The organism is Vibrio jasicida 090810c, from assembly GCF_002887615.1.
GTDB classification, from domain to species: domain Bacteria; phylum Pseudomonadota; class Gammaproteobacteria; order Enterobacterales; family Vibrionaceae; genus Vibrio; species Vibrio jasicida.
The window spans coordinates 1,999,587-2,019,222 of the sequence record NZ_CP025793.1; the positions used below are offsets into that span (position 1 = coordinate 1,999,587).

Annotated in this window: 16 protein-coding genes; 7 read left to right on the plus strand and 9 right to left on the minus strand. The window is 45.5% G+C overall.

All coding sequences use genetic code 11. The features are described from left to right. Positions 1–8: 8 nt before the first annotated feature. The 4 genes from C1S73_RS26360 to C1S73_RS26370 form a co-directional block, all read right to left on the minus strand. Entirely contained in the window at positions 9–2,150 is a 2,142-nt protein-coding gene (locus tag C1S73_RS26360; RefSeq protein ID WP_095760020.1) for a TonB-dependent hemoglobin/transferrin/lactoferrin family receptor, read from the minus strand. Continuing rightward, the gene (locus C1S73_RS26365) at positions 2,151–4,163 is read right to left on the minus strand and encodes a prolyl oligopeptidase family serine peptidase (protein WP_038868482.1); all 2,013 of its coding nucleotides are present in this window, start codon (positions 4,161–4,163) and stop codon (positions 2,151–2,153) included. Between the two features lie 385 nt (positions 4,164–4,548). Next, positions 4,549–4,722 carry a hypothetical protein gene (locus tag C1S73_RS27965; RefSeq protein ID WP_167391669.1) on the minus strand — a complete coding sequence of 58 codons (174 nt, stop codon included), beginning with the start codon at positions 4,720–4,722 and terminating at the stop codon, positions 4,549–4,551. Between the two features lie 172 nt (positions 4,723–4,894). Then, entirely contained in the window at positions 4,895–6,238 is a 1,344-nt protein-coding gene (locus C1S73_RS26370) for a DEAD/DEAH box helicase (RefSeq protein WP_038868480.1), read from the minus strand. 422 nt (positions 6,239–6,660) lie between these two features. Between C1S73_RS26370 and C1S73_RS26375 the strand changes: the two genes are divergently transcribed. Then, entirely contained in the window at positions 6,661–6,909 is a 249-nt protein-coding gene (locus C1S73_RS26375; RefSeq protein ID WP_038868479.1) for an Lpp/OprI family alanine-zipper lipoprotein, read from the plus strand. Positions 6,910–6,935: 26 nt separating this feature from the next. On the opposite strand, the gene C1S73_RS26380 is transcribed toward C1S73_RS26375, so the two are convergent. From C1S73_RS26380 to C1S73_RS26395, 4 genes are read right to left on the minus strand one after another with little or no spacing between them, the layout of a single operon-like run. Continuing rightward, positions 6,936–7,862 carry a L,D-transpeptidase family protein gene (locus C1S73_RS26380; protein WP_081634764.1) on the minus strand — a complete coding sequence of 309 codons (927 nt, stop codon included), beginning with the start codon at positions 7,860–7,862 and terminating at the stop codon, positions 6,936–6,938. A 6-nt stretch (positions 7,863–7,868) separates the two neighbouring features. Then, positions 7,869–9,284 (minus strand): deoxyribodipyrimidine photo-lyase, encoded by a 1,416-nt coding sequence (gene phrB / locus C1S73_RS26385; RefSeq protein WP_038868478.1) that lies wholly within the window; start codon positions 9,282–9,284, stop codon positions 7,869–7,871. 22 nt (positions 9,285–9,306) lie between these two features. Then, on the minus strand, positions 9,307–10,110 hold the full coding sequence (locus C1S73_RS26390) for a MerR family transcriptional regulator (protein WP_038868477.1): 804 nt from the start codon (positions 10,108–10,110) through the stop codon (positions 9,307–9,309). Further along, positions 10,100–11,050 (minus strand): YbgA family protein, encoded by a 951-nt coding sequence (locus tag C1S73_RS26395; RefSeq protein ID WP_038868476.1) that lies wholly within the window; start codon positions 11,048–11,050, stop codon positions 10,100–10,102. Before C1S73_RS26395 ends, C1S73_RS26390 begins: the two co-directional genes overlap by 11 nt. A 395-nt stretch (positions 11,051–11,445) precedes the next feature. Between C1S73_RS26395 and deoD the strand changes: the two genes are divergently transcribed. From deoD to C1S73_RS26420, 4 genes are all read left to right on the plus strand, one after another. Beyond that, positions 11,446–12,156, plus strand: coding sequence for a purine-nucleoside phosphorylase (gene deoD, locus C1S73_RS26405; RefSeq protein WP_005441106.1), 711 nt, complete (start codon positions 11,446–11,448; stop codon positions 12,154–12,156). A 68-nt stretch (positions 12,157–12,224) separates the two neighbouring features. Beyond that, positions 12,225–13,694, plus strand: coding sequence for a lactate dehydrogenase (locus C1S73_RS26410; RefSeq protein ID WP_038868474.1), 1,470 nt, complete (start codon positions 12,225–12,227; stop codon positions 13,692–13,694). Between the two features lie 172 nt (positions 13,695–13,866). Then, positions 13,867–15,351 (plus strand): hypothetical protein, encoded by a 1,485-nt coding sequence (locus C1S73_RS26415; RefSeq protein ID WP_038868473.1) that lies wholly within the window; start codon positions 13,867–13,869, stop codon positions 15,349–15,351. Next, positions 15,335–16,918, plus strand: a complete 1,584-nt coding sequence (locus C1S73_RS26420; protein ID WP_038868471.1) for a GGDEF domain-containing protein — start codon at positions 15,335–15,337, stop codon at positions 16,916–16,918. The genes C1S73_RS26415 and C1S73_RS26420 overlap by 17 nt, the downstream gene beginning before the upstream one ends. Before the next feature lie 63 nt (positions 16,919–16,981). Here C1S73_RS26420 and C1S73_RS26425 read toward each other — a convergent pair whose 3' ends face one another. Beyond that, positions 16,982–17,872, minus strand: coding sequence for a DMT family transporter (locus C1S73_RS26425; RefSeq protein WP_038868470.1), 891 nt, complete (start codon positions 17,870–17,872; stop codon positions 16,982–16,984). 146 nt (positions 17,873–18,018) lie between these two features. On the opposite strand from C1S73_RS26425, the gene C1S73_RS26430 reads away from it, so the two are divergent. After that, the gene (locus tag C1S73_RS26430) at positions 18,019–18,405 is read left to right on the plus strand and encodes a DUF3302 domain-containing protein (RefSeq protein WP_038868469.1); all 387 of its coding nucleotides are present in this window, start codon (positions 18,019–18,021) and stop codon (positions 18,403–18,405) included. Then, on the plus strand, positions 18,405–19,535 hold the full coding sequence (locus tag C1S73_RS26435; protein ID WP_038868468.1) for an HlyD family secretion protein: 1,131 nt from the start codon (positions 18,405–18,407) through the stop codon (positions 19,533–19,535). Before C1S73_RS26430 ends, C1S73_RS26435 begins: the two co-directional genes overlap by 1 nt. The last annotated feature ends 101 nt before the right edge of the window (positions 19,536–19,636 follow it).

Consider the following 19,636-nt stretch of genomic DNA (forward strand, 5'->3'; position numbering starts at 1 on the left):
ATTTCGTCCTAGAATTCGTATTTTGCATTTAGCGTGAAGTAGCGCCCAGGCTCAGTTGAGTAACGCTTACTTTCCTCAGCGATACCCGCTACGTCTTGGTATCGGATGTACTCTTTGTCGAACAAGTTGACGATGTTTGCGCTAACACGAAGGTCTTTGGAAACGTGGTAAGTTGCGCCAATATCAAACGTATTCCACGCACTTGTCTGCGCGCACTCTGTCGCTAGGCCAAGCGTGGTCTGGCATTTAGGAACGCGATCCATGGCCGCGGCCCAGTTCCAAGCCACATAAGCGTTGAAGTCTTGGTTGGCGTATTTCAGTTGAGCGTTACCTTCGAATGGCGTAATGCTTCGAACGTACTCGCCTTCCGCGTCTTTGCCATCTACGTAGCCAAACTTAGTGCTGATGTCCCATTGTTTGGTGAGCGCGTAACCCGCAGAAAGCTCTGCGCCATAAGTCTCTACGCCATCAAGGTTTTGGTACTGTTTGATGTAATTACCAGTGCTTGAATCAAAGCCAGTGGTCACAACATCGATGAAGTTTTCAAACTTGTTATAGAACACAGACGCATAGACATACGCACGACCGTTATCGAACTTGTTACCGATTTCAAATGAGTCCGAAGTCTCAGCTTCTAGGTCTAAGTTAGGTGCGATAACAAAAGGCGTTAGCGGTACGAAATCATGGTTCACGAAGCCATATGCTTTGTCGTATTCCGGAGCACGGTAACCGTGGTTGTACGACACATAAACGATGTTGTTGGCAAACATTTCACGAGAAACCGACAGGCTTGGAGACACCTCTGAGCTATCCATGTCTTTTAATGGGAAGCCGCCTACTTCGCCCTCACCGTCCGGCGTTAAACGGTGCGAATCAAAGCGCAGGCCGCCTGTGATGGTCCATTTATCCAGTTCCACCATGTCTCGAACGTACAAACCAATGTTATAAGCACGAGCAGGAGCGAAAGGTTGTTTGGTCGAAGGCGTTACGCCGTTCCAATCAATCTTGGAATCGCTATCTGTGCGTTCATAATAGTCAGTAGCAAGCTCAACACCGTAAGCCAATTGGTGCTCAGCATTTGCTGCATAAATCGTATTGGTGAAGTCGCCACGAAAACCAATTGTCTCGTCGATGAAGGTTTTGTGTTCCAGCTCGCGACGTTTGGTGACCAAACCATTATGATCCACTTGGCGCATTAAACGGTTGGTGTCTTCCACGACTTCGGTGTGACGCCAGTAAACTTTGGTATCCAACTCTTCGAACCAAGTTGGATTAATCGGGGTTACCTCTGCACCAATGTAAGCACTGTACTCTTCGGAAGTTTCATCTTCAGCAAAGTCTTCAATGTGCCAGATTCCATCAGGTTGAATGGACGGTGAACCCTCCAAACGCTCTTGATTCTGGGTGTAGAGTTCCGCTTTGGCTTTCAACATCACCTCTTCATTGAAAAAGTGGTTGATCGTATAAGCACCGCTGTAACCGTCTAGATCGCGGTTATACAAATCTTCATCAAAGTTACGCGTCTCTTGCCCTTGCCAATATGAAACGTTGAACAAACTCTCTGTATCACCGGAACGGAAAGCTAGGTTGCTCGTACCTTTGTACTTGTTGCTGATATCGGTGTAAGTACCAGAAACATCGGTGTAGAAGTCTTTGTCTTTTAAGAAATCACCCGGCTGACTGGATTCTAAAATCACCACACCGCCGATCGCGCCAGAGCCATGCACCGAAGAGCTTGCACCTTTAATGATTTGCAGCGATTCAAAATTGGATAAATCAAAAGTATCTCGCCCAACTGCATCATTAATGTCGTTCGCACCGAAGCCATCCGCAGAACGAATGCCATCACGAACGATCATAATGCGGTTACCTGTCATACCACGGATGGTAATGTTTTGCGGACGTCCTGCACCGCCCGTCACGCTTACACCAGGTTCGCTACGCAGCACATCATAAAGCTCGGTTTCGCCTCGCTCTTCGATTTGCTCGTTTGTGATAACCGCGACACTACCTGCCACTTTTGACAATGGCTGATCGATTTTATTGGCGGTTACGACCACCTCTTCCATTGAGAAAACCTTAGATTCGGCGTGCACTTGACTGGCAGCAAGTACCGAAAGTACTGCCGCTGACACTGGGGTAAGCTTCATTTACTGCTCCGCTTTAGATGTTTTAATTAGTGATAGTAGAAATGCGTATTCCTTCGCTTGTTGCTCTCTTGCCTGCCTTGGATCCATGCGGTGGCCAGAGTGAAAATCCGTTTGCAACAAATAAGGGCCTGTCGATTCACTGGTCGACGAAATTTGAGCGAGATACTTCGCGCCTTCCCAATAAGGCACACGTTGGTCGTTTAATCCGACTTGAACCAACATGGGTGGGTAAGCGTCTTTGTGGATATTGAGAATAGGATCATAAGCTTGGATCGCTTTGAGCTGCTCTGGGAGTGTCGGATTCCCCCATTCCCCATATTGTTGTGCGGTAAGTGGTAACGTCGTATCGGACATGCTAGCAACGACATCGACAAACGGAACCTTCATCACCGCGCCAGCAAACAAGTCCGGAGCTTGGTTGATCGAACCGGCAACTAAAGTACCACCAGCACTCGATCCAATCGCGTAGACATCACGCTCACCACCATCAAAGTGTTTAAGTGCTTGCGCAGCTGCCGTGAAATCATTGATAGAGTTAACTTTAAGAACGCCTCGGCCTTGCTCGTGCCAGTCGGCACCAAAGTAACCGCCGCCACGAACATGTGCTATCGCGTAGATAACACCCTGATCCAGTAAGCTCACGGTTTGAGGCATGAAGTAAGGTTTCATGGTAAACCCGTAAGCGCCATAGCCGTACAGCACAACAGGAGCGTTGTCGCTGAGCTTATCTTTGCGATAAGCAAGAGAAACCGGCACTTCCACACCATGACTTTTTACCATAATGCGTTGAGAAACATAATCTTGGCTGGAGAAGCCGTGATAAACATCTTGCGAGAGATTTGTCTTTGTCAGTGCTTTAACATCAAACTCTTCCCACAACGGCGGTGTCGTCATCGACATACTACGAATGCGGATTTTGTTAGAGCGGTAATCACCAAGAGTGCTCAACCAAGCTACACGCCCTTCCGACTCTAACGGCAGAGATTTCTTCGCCTTGCCATCGTAAGAGTAAACCAAGATTGTCGTTTGATTGTCTTGCTTGGTTAATGCCACAAGTCCCGCTTCATACAAATAGAATTGCTCTACGCTATTTTCCGAGCGTAAGAAAGACTTCCAATTAGATTCAGCAGTGTCCGCATGTTTCTCGGGCATCGTAGCTTCAAACAAACCAAACTGACCATTAAGATTGCTGTTGATAAAGACTCTGTCTTGAGCAACATCCGCATAATACTCCACACCGGATTCCGGCTTACGTAGCGAGGCCGTTAGCTCTCCAGAATCAAGGTTTAGGATCTTTTGTTCGGTGGTCGATTCATTGTTACTTTGTACCAGTGAGAAACGCGCGTCGGCTGAGGGATAGAAGGACATGAGCCAATCGGTCTTGTCCTCTTGCCAAAGTACTTTCTGCTCGTTGGTTTGAGTATTAATTCGAACGATTTGGTAAGGACGTTGAGTTTTCGCTTCTTTTGAGACGGCGAAAGCAAACTTGCCATTTGGTGAGAGCAGAACCCCATTATCAATGTTGCTGATAAGTTCACGTGCAGCACCACTCTTTAGATCAACTAACACAGCACGATACTGCTCGCTGCCATCAATATCTTCTGTAAACAACAAAGAATCGCCTTGAATACGCCATTGACCAATTTGGAAATACTGACGTTCTTCTTGGCGAGAAGAGAAATCGTAAACCACTTTCTCTTGCGCGTTGTTATCAGCTCGCGAAAGCAAAACAAAGTTGCCTTGTCGACGAGTGAGACTCCATTCTTGACCGTTTTTAATCACCCAAGGCTTCTCGCCTTTTTCTGCTGCCATGGCTTCCCATTGGCTCAAGAGATTTTGGGTAATCTCGTCATAGCGTTTCTGAAATTGTTCTGTTTTTTGGTTCTGTTGCTTGAGGTAAGAGAGAACTCGCTCATCTTGCCTGGAATCATCTCTCAGCCAATCAAAGTTATCCGAGGCAACACTGGGCATAGAGGTGACTAAAAGCCCCAAAAACACATGAGTAAATTTCATATAAATGGCACAACTATTTATAGGATTAATATTATTTCGCGTATTCTGCCTTTAAATAAAAATGAGATCAATTATCATTTACATATTTTCGTGATATTTTTATCGGCTTATATTATGGCAAACGTTTAAATGGCGGATGAATACACTGGTATATTGATCATTGAGTAGGTGAGTCATCTGTTGCTATGAAATGAGGACTTATTGAAATGAAAGCGCCACCTAAAAAGGTGACGAGTGTCGTTTATGCAGCCAATTATTGTGCATACTTACGCAGGTATGATGTTAAAAAATGTGGTTAATCACGACCCAAATCAAGGTAACAGAACCGATAAAATACAGTGAGGATACAACAACAGATTTAAGCAGTTCCCCCATTTGTGATTCTTCAGTAATCATGAGAGCCTCCGGGCGTGATCATCAGCGTACAGCTTACCAAGGCTATACAAAGAAACGAGAACATCTCAACCCAAACACCCTTCTTCTTCCAACCTAAAGCCTTGCATTGTTGGTCTGTTAGGCTCATGTCGACTTCTTCTAACCATTGCTCTTCTTGGTACATATTCTTGTCTCCTGTTTCTGTATACCTATGCTAAGCAAAGATGACGTTCAGAAATATCAAAGACTATTTAACCCTCGTTTAGAATCACTAAACAGTAAATATCAGACACAAAAAATCCGAGCTCAATGGCTCGGATTTCTCATAAAATATCGATTAAGCAATGCGACGAAGATTAATCTTCAGCACTTGGCTCAGCAGGTTTTTTCTTCGGGATAAACACATTGTCACCCACTGCCACGTTTTGATAGAAACCTTTATCACGCTGAGCGGGTTTCTTCGCCACTTTCTTCGCTTGAGGGCGAGCCTTCTTCGGTGCTGCTTTATTACCACGGAAATCAGGTTTACGCGGCTTCAAACCTTTAAATTTGCCCTTTAGGTCTTCAAATACCGAGAATTGCAAATCTTGTTGTAGGTAGAGCTCAACACGTTTGAAGCTGTCCCAGTCTTTAGGGCCAACCAGTGAAATCGCATCACCTTTGTTACCAGCACGGCCTGTACGACCAACACGGTGCACGTATTCTTCTGTATGTTTCGGCATATCAAAGTTGATAACGTGCGTAACTGTTGAGATATCAAGACCACGTGACGCTACATCTGTCGTAACGAGGATCTTAAAGACTGCGCGTTCAAACTGACTCATGATGGTATTACGCTGAGTCTGGTTCAAATTACCACTCAATGCGACTGCTTTTAGCTTTTTCTCGTTAAGCTTAGTAGTCAAACGTTCAGTATCGTCACGAGTCGCTGTAAAGATGATCACTTGACGATATTCAGCTTCTTCTAACACACGCTCAAGAATCGCTTCTTTGTGGTCAAGGTGATCACACAAATAGAATTTCTGAGTAATGTCTTTGTGCTCTTCGTTTGAAACACCTACAGCAATGCGTTTTGGTGCATTCAACATCTCTGATGCAATACCGTTCACTTCTGCGTGGTCCAATGTTGCAGAGAACATCAACGTCTGACGACGGCGGTGTTTAGCTGCGTTGTGGATGCGGCGAAGCTCTGGTGCAAAGCCAAGATCGAGCATACGGTCTGCTTCATCAAGAATCAGCGTTTCCAATCCATCTAGGTACAATGAACGGTGTTCTAGATGGTCAGCCAAACGTCCTGGTGTAGCAACGATAAACTTAGGGTAACGACGCAATGCTTTTACTTGGTCGTTAAAGTTCTCACCACCTAAGATCAAAGTAGCATCGTAAGACAAGCCAACTAACATTGAGCGTAGCTCGCCATATACCTGTTTCGCTAACTCACGCGTTGGCGCAAGAATGACCGCACGTGGGTCTTTCGCAGAAAACGACTTCGTCTTTAATGACTTGTGAAGCATTGGTAATACAAACGCCAAAGTCTTGCCAGAGCCCGTTTTCGAAGATGCCAATAGATCCTTGCCTGCAATCGCAACAGGAATCGCCTGCTGCTGAATATCAGTCGCTTTTTTGAAATCGTAGTGTTTTAGGTTCTTCAACAATCGGTTGTCTAGGCCTAGATCTTTAAATTGCAAAGTATTCTCCAATAAATAGTCATCGTTTGAGCGCTTTTTCGGTGTCGTTTCCGCTCTAACGCAGCAAAAAATAAAAGCTCGGTATAATACCGCAAATCATAGGAGTATAGATAGAGATCACACAAACTAAATGTACAAGAAATAATAAAGTTTCATGTTAGAAACTTTCATTTGCGTCAATATCGTCTAAATTATTGATATCAGGAACGTGGCGAGAGAGCTGCTGTACTACCTGATACAGGCGTTAAAGGTGAGTAAACGCTCACTTATGTAAATTAAAGGTTAGCGTCCGTATCAGGTACTCTATGAAATCCTTGGATTTTTTTGACTTTTGCTACATCATGTACTGATAGAATGTATTCACATTTACCACTACGACTATATGACACAAAACGTATAGCGTAGGAATTTAACTATAGGCAAGGAGTTCTAATATGAACAAAACGTTGATCGCAGCTGCAGCAACTTCAGTACTTCTACTAGCAGGTTGTGCTTCTTCTGACGAAGCAGCAACAGCTACTAAACTAGACGAACTAAGCAACCAAGTTAGCCAACTAAGCCAAGACGTACAGTCTCTACAGTCTGACGTTCAAAAGTCTAGCGACGCGGCTATGGCAGCTCAAGAAGAAGCTGCACGTGCTAACGAGCGTATCGACAACATCGCTCAGTCTTACACTAAGTAAGATTTGATTCCGCGCTTTAACACCCGTTAAGGCGCGGTAATTTCTACAGGAACACCATTTTGCGCAGCAATCGCTGCTTTTGCCTTCGCATTCGTCATACCAAATTCATCTAACCACCAGTCCAATTCTTTTGGCACAACTAAGTGATCTTTCTCGCCATTGCTGCGAGTTAACGGCTCGTGCGCTTCAACAAACACACTGCGGTCTGGTTCTAAAGCTACTTTGACTGGTTGATTAATGATTTGAACTTTTTCGCCACGACGCACTTTATCAAACAACCATTCGATGTCGTTTGGGTCCATGCGAATACAACCCGCGCTAACACGCATGCCAATGCCAAAGTCTTTGTTAGTACCGTGGATTAAATATTCACCATGGCCATAAGCTAGGCGAAGGGCGAACATACCAAGTGGGTTATCCGGACCAGCAGGAACAACAGCTGGCAAATCAATACCTTTCGCTTTGTACTCAGCACGTATAGAAGATGGCGGCGTCCAAGTTGGATTTGGTCGTTTCTGGCTGATGCTCGTTGTCATCTCTGGCGTGTCTCGACCAATACGGCCAATACCTACCGGGAATACATGAACCACATTTTCTTTAGCCGGAAAGTAGTAAAGACGCAGCTCCGCCAAGTTAATAACGATGCCTTTGTGGGGAACGTCTGGGAGAATAAGCTGAGTAGGAATAGTCAGAACGTGCCCTTCTTTTGGTAGAAAAGGGTCCACGCCTTTGTTGGCTGCCATTAACGCCAGCATGCCAACATCGTACTGCTTAGCAATGTTTGCCATGGTTTCGCCTTGTTCAACCACATGGTTTTCCATGCGGCCTATGACACGAGCGCCGTCTTCTGGCAGTTGATACATTTTGGCGAATGACAATCCACTCACTAAAGACAACGATATCGACAACAGGGTGCGCTTTGCGATACTCATAGGACGCTTCTTGCTTGGCATCTCTCTCTATTCCTTGGCGTTTTTAAAGAGCCGTAAGGTTATCTCTCTTTCTACCTTGTGATCAACCATCGGCTTGTGATAATCCAGTAAATTAAAGCCGCTCCATAACCAAGGGCTATGAATGAATTTATTCGGTACCTCTTTTATTTCCGGTACCCAATGGCGAACAAAGATCCCATCGGAATCAAACTTTTCGCCTTGGCTTGTCGGGTTAAATATACGGAAATAAGGTTGGCCGTCACACCCCGTTGACGCTGACCATTGCCAGCCACCATTGTTTGCCGCGAAATCACCATCCACCAGCTTACTCATGAAGTACGCTTCCCCCCAGCGCCAGTCGATATGCAAATCCTTGGTCAGAAAGCTCGCGACAATCATGCGCAGACGATTGTGCATCCAACCAGTCGTGTTCAGTTGGCGCATAGCAGCATCAACAATAGGGTACCCTGTTGTGCCTGTTTTCCAGCGTTCGAAAGCTTGCTCATCATAAGACCATTGGATCTTCTCTTCCCATGGAATGAAGCCCTTTCCTCTAACAAGCTTTGGTTCAAACACCAATAGGTGTTGGTAAAACTCTCGCCAGATGATTTCACTTAACCAAGTGGCCTTCCCTTCAGTGAGATCAGGAATTGGGTTTTCTGCATAAAGCCTTGCGATACATTGTCTTGGTGACAGCGCGCCAATTGCGAGATAGGGAGATAACTGACTCGTGCCATCAACCGCAGGCAGATCTCGCTCAGATTGATATGCATTGCTGCGCTCACGGGCGAACTCTCTCAGTTGCTGGACAATGTCTGTGGTTGAGGCATGCCAACGTTCACTGGACTCGCGCGGATAAGAAAAAGGCACATCAGCATGATAGCGATAGGTTTCAACCTCTTGGAGCACGTCTTTAGGCAGCTCGGCTTGCGGTTGTGGCTTGAACACCATTGGCAGTTGGAATTTCAACAACCAAGCACGTTTAAATGGTGTGAAGACTTTGAAATACTGCCCCTGCTTGTTTAACACCGTGGTTGGTGCATGAACACATTTGTCGTGGAAAGCTTCAAACGTAACTTCGCTTTCAGCCAGAACTCTCGCTACGTCTCTATCTAAAGCTTGCTCATTGACCTCATAATGAATATTCGCCATGACACTTTTCACGCTCAACGATAATGCCCAGCTCTTGATGACCTCAGTCACGTCGGTAAATTCAGGCACCTCTTTATACAGAAGCGGGATATTAAGATCAGAAAGCTCTTCTTCGAGATGCATTAAACGTCTCGCAATAAGGTCTGCCTGCATTGGTGCCATATGGTGCTTTTTCCATTGCTCTGGCGTTGCAACATAGCAAGCGACCACAGGGTGCCCAGTATCAAGGGCGGCCTTCAATGCAGTGTGATCTAACGTTCTAAGGTCTCGTCGAAACCAAACCAGAATCATGTCGTCTCCTTACGAGGGTAAGCTAGTTAGCAAAATGCAACTTCTCAATAACTTCAGAGAACTGAACTTGCTCAGGGCATTGCGTTTTCAGCGTGGATAACGCTTCTACTTGCTTAATTGGCAAAGCCTTGTTTGAGAAGAAATGAAGCTTTTGGTACAGAGCCACTACATCATGATCGATAAGACCCGAAACATCTTCGACTTTGTCTATCAAACTAATATGGAAGCCTTGCTCGCATAATCTTGCCGCTTGTACCCAGCTTTCAAATTCTCGAGCTTGCTCGAAACTAATAAGCAGACATTTGCCTTTCGAAGAGGCTTTGTTTTCAGACTCAACAACCATGGCAAGGCGTGTAATTAAGCAAGTTTGAAAGAGACCCGACTGAAGTGAGCGTAGTGAGACCTTCACGAGTTCAAGAGCTTCCACCACCGGCGTGATCAGCTGATCGATGACAATAGTTAATGGATACTCTTTCAAAACGTTGGTTAGAAGCTTCTCCGTTTTACCACGGTTTAGTTCGGCAAGAGCTTTGAGCAAAGATTCCACTTCTTCTAAAGGCTGCACACTAACAGCAATATCAGCTTTTTCTTCTTGTCCAAGCAGACCTTTTACTTTGCCAATGGCAACCCCTTTCGACAACCAACCTTGTATCTCTTTAATCGTATCTAGGTCTTGTTGGCGGTATAGACGATGACCTTTTTCGGTTCGTTGAGGTTGGATCAAGTTGTAGCGTCTTTGCCAAGCTCTGAGTGTAACGGGCTTAACACCCGTTAACTCAGATACATCTCGAATGGCGTAGAGTTTTTCTTCTTGGCTACAATCCATAACGTAATCTCATCTCCTGCGGGTATGGTTCTAGATATTTTTGCTGTTGCAAATACTCATCTGGGTATGTGTTGAGATAATGCTTAATAAGCGTTAAAGGGGCAAGTAATGGTAACAATCCTGTGCGGTAATCACTGATGACTGTCGCGAGTTCTTCTCTTTCTTTACCAGTTAATGAACGCTTGAAGTAACCTTGTAGGTGCATCAGAACATTGGTGTTGTTCTTGCGACTCGCTCGGTTTTGCAGCGCTTTCATTAAGCCCAAACGATACTCGTTAAAGAAGTCGTCAATCTCATAGCTCGCGACATCTGCCACCAACCTACCCAGAGAGCGGTAGGATTCTGGGTGGTGCGCCATCAACGTCAGTTTGTAACGAGAGTGAAAAGCGATGATTTTACCGCGTGTTGGTTCTCCACCCATGGATTCATAGAAGTCGTTCAAACAGTAAATGCGCGTAATGAAGTTTTCTTTTAATACTGGGTCGTTAAGGCGGCCGTCTTCTTCTACCGGTAACCACGGCATTTTTTCCATCAAGGTACGGGTGTACAAGCCAATCCCCTCTTTTGCAGCGTTGTTTTTACTGTAAACCTTGACTCGCTCCATACCACAGGTTGGCGACTTCGCGCAGACGATGTACCCACACAACTGCTCACTTTGCAATTCATTCACTTTATTTTCTGAATAAGTGAGCATGTTGTCGGTGTGGTCATTGTCTGGATTTTTCGTCTCAACCAATGCAATTCGCTCTTCGTTACTGACTAAGCGGATAGTAGGACGAGGCACAGACATACCGACGCCAACTTCTGGACAAACCGGCACGAAACTAAAGTACCCGTCGAGTTCTTTTGTTACGAAGTTACTTATTTTATGTCCTGAGTCGAAACGTACACGTTCACCTAATACACAAGAGCTGATACCGACTTTGATTGAAGATTCCATGATGGCACATCCTATACAAAATGTTTTGTTGTATAACTTATAGCAAGTGAATTTGAATTGTACAAGAAAATAAATTGTACAATTTATTCGTTTTACTGAGCTATCTAGGAATTCGATCAGTGAGATCTCAGAAAATATTGTGCTTCGAAACGGTTTTTTGTGCACACAATCAACAAATCGCTCAAAAGCAAATCGATTGCCTTTTTGCTTTCAACAGATTTAGTTATCAACAGAATATTTAAACACTAGAACAGACCGTTTTGTGACTTAACTCTCAAGCCACCTTTACACGTCCCGATATTATTGCCTCAACGAAAACGAACAAGTTCAACAGAATTGGTAATAGCGTTCTATAATAGAGTCATTTTACCAGAACCAAACTTTGGAGAGCACTTATGGCAACCCCACATATCAACGCACAACCAGGTGATTTCGCTGAAACAGTTCTAATGCCAGGCGACCCGTTGCGCGCTAAATACATTGCAGAAACGTTTCTAGAAGATGTGAAACAAGTTTGTGATGTTCGCAACATGTTCGGCTTCACTGGCACTTACAAAGGTAAGAAAGTTTCTGTAATGGGCCACGGTATGGGTATCCCATCTTGCTGTATCTACGTACACGAACTCATCGCTGAATACGGCGTGAAAAACGTTATCCGTGTAGGTAGCTGTGGTGCAGTACGTGACGACGTGAAACTAATGGACGTTGTTATCGGTATGGGTGCATCTACAGACTCAAAAGTTAACCGTATCCGTTTCAACAACCACGACTTCGCTGCAATCGCTGACTACGGTCTTCTAGAAGAAGCGGTTAACCAAGCGCGTGCTCAAGAAGTACCAGTTAAAGTTGGCAACGTATTCTCTGCAGACCTGTTCTACACACCAGAGGCAGACCTGTTCGAGAAGATGGAAAAACTAGGCATCCTAGGTGTAGACATGGAAGCGGCTGGTATCTACGGCGTTGCTGCTGACCTAGGCGCGAAAGCTCTAACTATCCTAACAGTTTCTGACCACATCATCCGTGGCGAAAAACTAAGCTCTGAAGAGCGTCAAAAGTCGTTCAACGACATGATGAAAGTTGCTCTAGAAACAGCAATCAACATCTAAGAAACACCTAAGTAGTAAATAGCAGCCGGGGCCTGACCGGCTGCAAGAATTATCCCGAGGGGGCGATTGTGTCTAACGGCGAACTGCCAAGGGACGCAGATGGGTTACAACTCAACTTTTGTAAAACATTGGCGTGTGACAACTTTGGATTGAGTGATGCAAAGCGATACGTTTTGCAACATGCTAACCCTAAACGTCCGGCGATGGTATGCCGTGAGTGTGGAGCTTTCCCCCCCTTACTTAATAATCGCGATGTAGTGAACGAGCTTCATCGTCTGCGTCACGTCCACAGTGACGGATTACCGGCTTGTCGCAACGATGACTGCGATAACTTTGGGCTTTCTGTCCATACTCATAAACACCTCTATCACGCTTTCGGTTACAGTGGCGATCGCCAACGTTACCGCTGCAAAGTGTGTCAAAGTACCTTTGTCGATAAATGGTCTGGTGCCAATAAAAAGCTTCAGTTCCAAGAGAACTTGATGGGCTTGTTGTTTACCGGTTATTCCGTTCGCGAGATCTGCCGTAAACTCAGCATTAATCCAAAAACCTTTTACGATCATGTTGATCATATTGCTAGCCGCTGCCGCCGCAAACTGGCAACGATCGATGCTCGCTGGGTAAACCATGCTGAGCACTATGAGTTGGCGTCGAACTATGTTTCCCTGCAACCACATAGCAACAACGGCGTATACTGGATCGCTTCTGGTGAAGCACACTCTGGCTATATTCTATGTCAGCATGTGAACTATTCTTCTAATGATGAGCCGGTCGCAGCACTGGATCATAACCCTTACGATGAAGTGTCACGTTTTGTATCACAGGAATACACCGCAGAAGCAAGTGAAGCACCCAGCGAGCCTTCGAAGAAACTTCGCGAGCGTATCGACCAGAAGTATCAAACCATTTTGGCGCGTGGTAACGTAGAGGACCCACTGGGCAACCTTTCTGTTTTCCATTACCCGTCAAAAGGCGCTTTGATTCGCCCGCCTTATACCTCTTACGCTCACTACCTACATGTGTTGGATATGTGCTGCCCAGAGAAACGGGTTTCTATTTACATGCCTCAAGATCCCCTGCTCCGCTCTGCCGCGTTGAGCGTTTGTTTATCTCGTATTCAAGAGAAAAACGTTGACTTGATGTACGTTGAAGAAGATGCAAACTGGGATATGACTGCGCCATTTGGCAAAGTAGACATTGCTTACATGAGTTGGTGGCGAGATCGTTGGGCGATTTCACGTCAATACGAAGCAAACAAAGGCATTTGTTACTTAGCTGGCGACAATAATGAACCTGAGTCATGGTTCAATGTTGCGACAACACGCCACATTCAATTCTATCAAAATCGTTTTCAGCTTCTGTTTGAGAGCTTCATCAACGAGCCACGTCGCAAATTACGACCTGCTGGCATATTACCTCTTTTAGATATATTCAGAGCTTGGCATAATTTGTGCTATCAAGATAAGCAAGGGCTTACCGCCGCTCAGAGGCTGAAAGTAACGGACGCACCTCTGACGATCAAACAACTGCTGTCGTGACTATTTAACACTTTACTCATTTAAATGTGGTAAATAGATGCTGACCACGGTATATATTACGGTACCCAATACCTTATTGGTGTAGCATTCTTCCTACACCTGAAATGATAGTCGCATCTAACCACATAATATTTAGGTGTAAATTCCAGTTCGATAGTCATGGATGTGAACGTTGGATAAAAGCCAAATTCAGCTAGAAGCAGAGCTAAACGCCCTCGATGGCCAGATAAAATCTGATCCGGAACGCGCATTTCGAATCGCCGAACAATGCAGAATTCGTGCAGAGCAAATCCTATTTGTTGATGGCGAAATTCGAGCATTGATCATCATGGCGCATGCCTGTTGGTGTAGCATGGACTACCGACACGGGCTCAAACTCGTCAAAGACGCCTACAGCCTTCAAATTCAACTCGACACCGACGATCATTTACCTGAAATCCTTCACCTCTTCGCCTTGCAATACTGGGGACAAGCTAAATACTACTCCGCCCAACAGTACTGGATAAATGCATTAGAACAATCCGCATTGGTTGATGACATTGAAATCCAAATCGAGGCCCTTATCGGACTTGGTAACGTTTGGCGCATCACCAACGAACACAAACTAGCCGCATCCACACACGAATTAGCCGTCAAAGTGGCAAACAACGTCCGTATTGCATGGTTAGAAGGCAAAGCTCGAATCCTACTCGCATGGGATTATTACCTGCTGAATAACTTCGTTGAAATGCTGACGGTGCTTGATGGTGCTACCGAGGTACTTCGTGATCATGACGACAACACATGGCAAGCTGAAATTTGGGATTTTAAGGGATTGGCATTACTGGGATTAGAACGTCTCGATGCAGCAGAAGAGGCGACTCAGAAAGCGCATCAACTCGCGATTGAACAAGACCTAACTTGGATGAAAGCGCACTCCTTCATCAGCCGAGCCCGACTCGAATTGCTGCGCAAGAATACAGAAAACGCCGCCTCCTTACTGCAATCTGCAGAGCAGTCTGCCCTGAGCTTTGATAATGGTGAACTGCTCAGCCAAATCTGCTTTCAGCAATCGCGCGTCGCAGAAGAACAAGGCGATTATGAAGGCGCTTTCCAAGCCTTCCAAAAATATCGCAAACATGCGCTTAAAATGCTCAAGGAGCAGACGCATCGAGTAAGTATGGATAAAGCGCGAGGATCTAAACGTCAGTTAGAGCAACGCGCGAGAAAGCTCATTAACCGTATTCGTGCCCAGCATGAATACGATCCAGAAAAACAGTTCTCCAACGTTGTATCCGAAACCTATTGGTGGGAGCAACTGGTTCTATTCAAAACAGAGCTTAAGCAATCAAACCACGCGATCATTATGATCCGCCATACTGAGCCAGCTTTCCTTGATGTGTGTACTGAGCTCGTTCACTCATTAACGACATCCAGTGACTTGATCTCTCGTTTGAGCAGCGATCGCTTAGCCATGTTGATCGCAGAGAAAGATCAAGCGGCAGAAGACTTGTACCGCACGGTTTGTGCCATGTTAGACATCTACCCTTGGAAACGACGTGGCTTAGCCGGAGCTAAACCGACCCTCTATCTGCAAGATATCCTGACCTTCCCGTTCACATTGGAGCAATTGGAAGAAAGCCACATTGAGGTAATGAAGAATGGAACAACTGCTTAGTAAAGTGACCGATGCAGGCATGGACCCTTCTTCTGTTACTGGCGAAGAAGCGCTGATCCTTTGGGAACATATCCGCTTTCATATCGCGTCAACAAATCGTGAAAAAGCCCATTGCCACATCATCAGCGCAGAATATCGCAGCAAAATCAAACAGCTGAGTACCAGCATTGAAGAGCTTAGACAAGCTTTAGACTTACTCAAATTGCCTGAGGATGTCGAAGACATTCTATCCGTCAAAGCGAGCCTGAGCGATCGTCTGGTTGAAAAGGGCGATTACAACGCAGCGTTAACGGAATACATAGCTTCCACCAACATTGCGGTGGAATACGGTTATATCGACGAATACGTACTTGCCATTATTGGCATGGGCAACTTGTGTGACGCTTATGGTGACCATAACAAGGCGCTACGCTACTACCAAAAGATTGATGCTATAGACCATGCTATTGGCAGTCGTTCGCTTAGGTTGCGTTACAAGCTTTACATGTTAGCTTGCTATATCAGTATACAGCGCATTGGTTCAGCAACTGACTTACTTAGCGAATGTGAAGAGTTGAGTATTTTGGTGAGTGACAAAAACCTCACCAGCCAAATTCATTTATACCGTGCTAAGTTATTGCGTCTACAAAACGAGTGCAACCAAGCCCTGATTGCGATTTCACATATTCAATACTCGACAGGTAAGCAGCACACTCAATGGCTATCGACCATGGTGAAAATCGAAACGGCTTACTGCTTGAACGAAATCGGACACCAATCTCTGGCAAACCTGCTTTTATCCTCGACAGGCAAGCGCATTAATGAGTATTCCTCTCCACTGATCGCCAATCGCTTTTACAATGCAATGAGTCAAGTGTGCTCTTCTCAAGGCCAATTTAAAGAAGCACTCAACTACGAGAAAAAAGCATTCCGTGTTGAATCCGACCTCATCAAACATATCCCAATCGGTGAGCTAGGTGCAGCCCAATTACGTCGCCTCACTCGCTTTGAGTTGCAGCTTAAGTTGATTCTTTCTGAGATTGAAAACAAAGAGCTGAAAGAAACCACTAAACAGCACAAAAATACCGTAGCGCAACTACAGCAGGATGTATTTACCGACCCACTCACTTCGCTGCACAACCGCCGTTGGTTAGAAGTGAAGCTGAAAGACTTGTTGTTGCATGACACGTCATTTGCATTGATGGTGATTGATATTGACCATTTCAAATCAATTAACGATGAACTGAGTCATTTAGTCGGTGATAAAGCAATTCAGAACGTATCAAAAGAGCTGTCTGGCTACTTTAAATTCCGAGGGTCATCTTGCGTTCGCTTTGGCGGTGAAGAATTTTTGGTGATTCTGGAAAATACAGAACTTGCCCGTGCAGAGATGCACGCCGAAAACTATCGCGAACGTATCTATCAGTTTGGTTGGCATGAAATATTGGGTGAGCGTGGCTTGACCGTTTCCATCGGTATCACACTTCATCGTGAAGGCGAGAACACACAACGTACCTTCTATCGCGCTGATAAAGCCCTCTACCGAGCCAAGGCCAACGGCCGGAACCAAGTGTGTACGGAGCTTTAAAGCAATCAATAAAAAGCGCCCCAGCATCAACTGGGGCGTTTTCTTTGGATTCAATCAACAATATTACAGGAAGAAAAGCGAAATACCGCCCAATGCCATCAAGGTTCCCATGACACTTTTCACACCCACCTTTTCCCCGCGCACAGCATAGATCACCAAGATAAACAACGGACTGGTTGCAATGAGAGTTTGTGCAATCGCTGGATTGGCGTATTTCAATGCAACTTGCTGTAACCATAACGCTAGGAAAGTCCCAACGAAAATCGCCAGCAATAGCCAACCCATGGCTTTATTCCCCATTGTTGTGATGTGCCGTTTAATCCCTTTAAATGGTGCAGGTTCGACAACCTTAATCACAAGGCACACGGCAAGCACACCAATGCTCAATCGAATCAATGCGCCTAAGAGCGGCGGCAAATCACCCGCGACGAGGGCATAGTGAGAAATCACCACACCTGAAGCTTGGCAGACACTGGCCAATAAACCAAAACCAATGCCACTCCAATTTGTCGCCTCACCGGAAGAAGAAGGCTGGAACACAACAAAAGTCACCGCTGCGGTGGTAACCACCACACCCAGCCAACTCTGCAAGGTTAACTCCGAACCTAAAAAAACCAACGCAAGCACACCAGACAACGGCGGAGCTAGAGATTCCAACAGTAAGGTTTTGTTTGGCCCAATGCGCTTGAGCGCGGCGAAATAGGCAGAATCACCAATCGCAATACCAATCACCCCAGACACCGCCAACACCGCCAGATGCAGAGGCTCGATCTGGGTAGGTAAACCTTGCGGCAGTAATGGCATCACCACCAGCATCATCATTGATGCAATGATGCCTTTCACAATGTTCAGCTGCATCGCCGAAAAGCGGTGGCTAAATTGGCTATATATCCAAGTGGCCAAAGCCCATACTATCGCAGCGCCAATGGCCGCGATCTCACCAGAATATTGCACTGCTTACTCCTTCGTATTGCATGCCGTATCTCTCAATAACAGCGAATCAAATTATAAATAACTTGATTCACTTATTGTTCTATCAAATACTTAAACAGTTAATTTACGTAAGTTTTTCTATTTGGCAACAAGCACAGGGAAGTAAGATGTTTCTAGACTATTTTGCACTTGGGTTACTCATTTTCGTTGCTTTGGTTATCTTCTACGGAATCATTGTGATTCACGATATTCCTTATGAAATAGCGAAAGAGCGCGAGCATCCTCACCAAGATGCGATTCATTATGCAGGCTGGGTTAGCCTTTTCACATTACATGCACTTTGGCCGTTTCTGTGGATTTGGGCAACCTTGTGGCGTAAAGAACGTGGCTGGGGCTTTAAGCAGCTCGAACAAGAAACACATGATATACATCATCGACTTGAAGAGCTAATTGATGAAGTCAACGAATTGAAAAAAGAAGTCTCAACGCTGAAAGGTAAACAACCTGTATCAAGCGTTTCAGTTCAAAAAGAACAAGGTAAGGAGGAACAATAATGGATTTACTACTGGTTCTGACTTACGCAGCGCTATGTATCGCGATTTTTAAAATCTTCAATATCCCATTGAATAAGTGGACAGTACCAACGGCTGTACTCGGCGGCGTAGTGTTGGTCGGTACACTTATCTTACTGATGAACTACAACCACCCATTCACACAGATTGGTAACCAAGTATTCTCAACCACACCGGTGGTATCAGGTGTCCGTGGTCGAGTGATTGAAGTACCTGTTCAAGCAAACCAACCGTTGCAAAAAGGCGATGTTCTTTTCCGTATCGACCCGATTCCGTTCCAAGCAGAGGTCGATAAGCTACGCGCGAAAGTGAAAGAAGCAAGCCAAGGTGCATTGGGGTTAGAGTCGGGCGTTCAAGAAGCAGAAGCTGCGGTCATCAAAGCCCTTGCAGAGCGTGATAAAGCGCAACGCGAATTCGACCGTTATCAACGTGGTTTTGATCGTGGCGCGTTCACTGAGCAACAACTGGATACTCGTCGACAAGCGTTTAAAGCCGCCCAAGCAGCACTAGAGGTGTCGCAATCTAAACGAGAACAAGCACAAATCGCACTTGACTCGGAAGTTGGTGGAGAGAATACGCAAGTTGCCTCATTGCTAGCAGAACTTCGCCAGGCTGAATTCAATCTTGATCAGACCGTTGTTAGAGCCCCAACCGAAGGCTATGTAACGCAGCTTGCTTTGCGCCCGGGAGTGATGGCGGTGCCTTTACCGCTAGCACCGGTGATGACTTTTGTGCATACCGAGCAAAAACTGTACACAGCCGCTTTCCGCCAAAACTCTTTGCAACGTTTAGAACCCGGATTTGAAGCGGAATTCATGTTCCGTGCACTACCTGGTAGTGTGTTCAAAGGCAAAGTGATTGAAGTACTGCCGGCGATCGGTGAAAGCCAATTCCAAGCTCGTGGTGCGCTACTTGGTACAGAGGCCCTCCGTACAAGCGGACGTGTATTTGTAACGCTTCAAATCACTGACGATCTAACTGAATATCATCTACCACTAGGTACAGCCGTAGAAGTCGCAGTTTACTCGGACAGTTTCACCCACGTTTCTATCATGCGTAAAGTACTTATCCGAATGAAGAGCTGGCAAAACTACCTATACCTAGATCATTAATTTAACTAACAAAAATCGTACTAAAAAGTGTAATCAGGGGCTGACAGTTAGCCCCTGGTTGCATTCTAGCCATCCAGACAGATAGCATTCCCACTTTTATC

Bases quoted from the DNA above. Each gene is read 5' to 3' on its own strand.
- C1S73_RS26360 (WP_095760020.1), bottom strand. From the start codon at position 2,150: ATGAAGCTTACCCCAGTGTCAGCGGCAGTACTTTCGGTACTTGCTGCC.
- C1S73_RS26365 (WP_038868482.1), bottom strand. From the start codon at position 4,163: ATGAAATTTACTCATGTGTTTTTGGGGCTTTTAGTCACCTCTATGCCC.
- C1S73_RS27965 (WP_167391669.1), bottom strand. From the start codon at position 4,722: ATGTACCAAGAAGAGCAATGGTTAGAAGAAGTCGACATGAGCCTAACA.
- C1S73_RS26375 (WP_038868479.1), top strand. From the start codon at position 6,661: ATGAACAAAACGTTGATCGCAGCTGCAGCAACTTCAGTACTTCTACTA.
- C1S73_RS26380 (WP_081634764.1), bottom strand. From the start codon at position 7,862: ATGCCAAGCAAGAAGCGTCCTATGAGTATCGCAAAGCGCACCCTGTTG.
- phrB (WP_038868478.1), bottom strand. From the start codon at position 9,284: ATGATTCTGGTTTGGTTTCGACGAGACCTTAGAACGTTAGATCACACT.
- C1S73_RS26390 (WP_038868477.1), bottom strand. From the start codon at position 10,110: ATGGATTGTAGCCAAGAAGAAAAACTCTACGCCATTCGAGATGTATCT.
- C1S73_RS26395 (WP_038868476.1), bottom strand. From the start codon at position 11,050: ATGGAATCTTCAATCAAAGTCGGTATCAGCTCTTGTGTATTAGGTGAA.
- deoD (WP_005441106.1), top strand. From the start codon at position 11,446: ATGGCAACCCCACATATCAACGCACAACCAGGTGATTTCGCTGAAACA.
- C1S73_RS26420 (WP_038868471.1), top strand. From the start codon at position 15,335: ATGGAACAACTGCTTAGTAAAGTGACCGATGCAGGCATGGACCCTTCT.
- C1S73_RS26430 (WP_038868469.1), top strand. From the start codon at position 18,019: ATGTTTCTAGACTATTTTGCACTTGGGTTACTCATTTTCGTTGCTTTG.
- C1S73_RS26435 (WP_038868468.1), top strand. From the start codon at position 18,405: ATGGATTTACTACTGGTTCTGACTTACGCAGCGCTATGTATCGCGATT.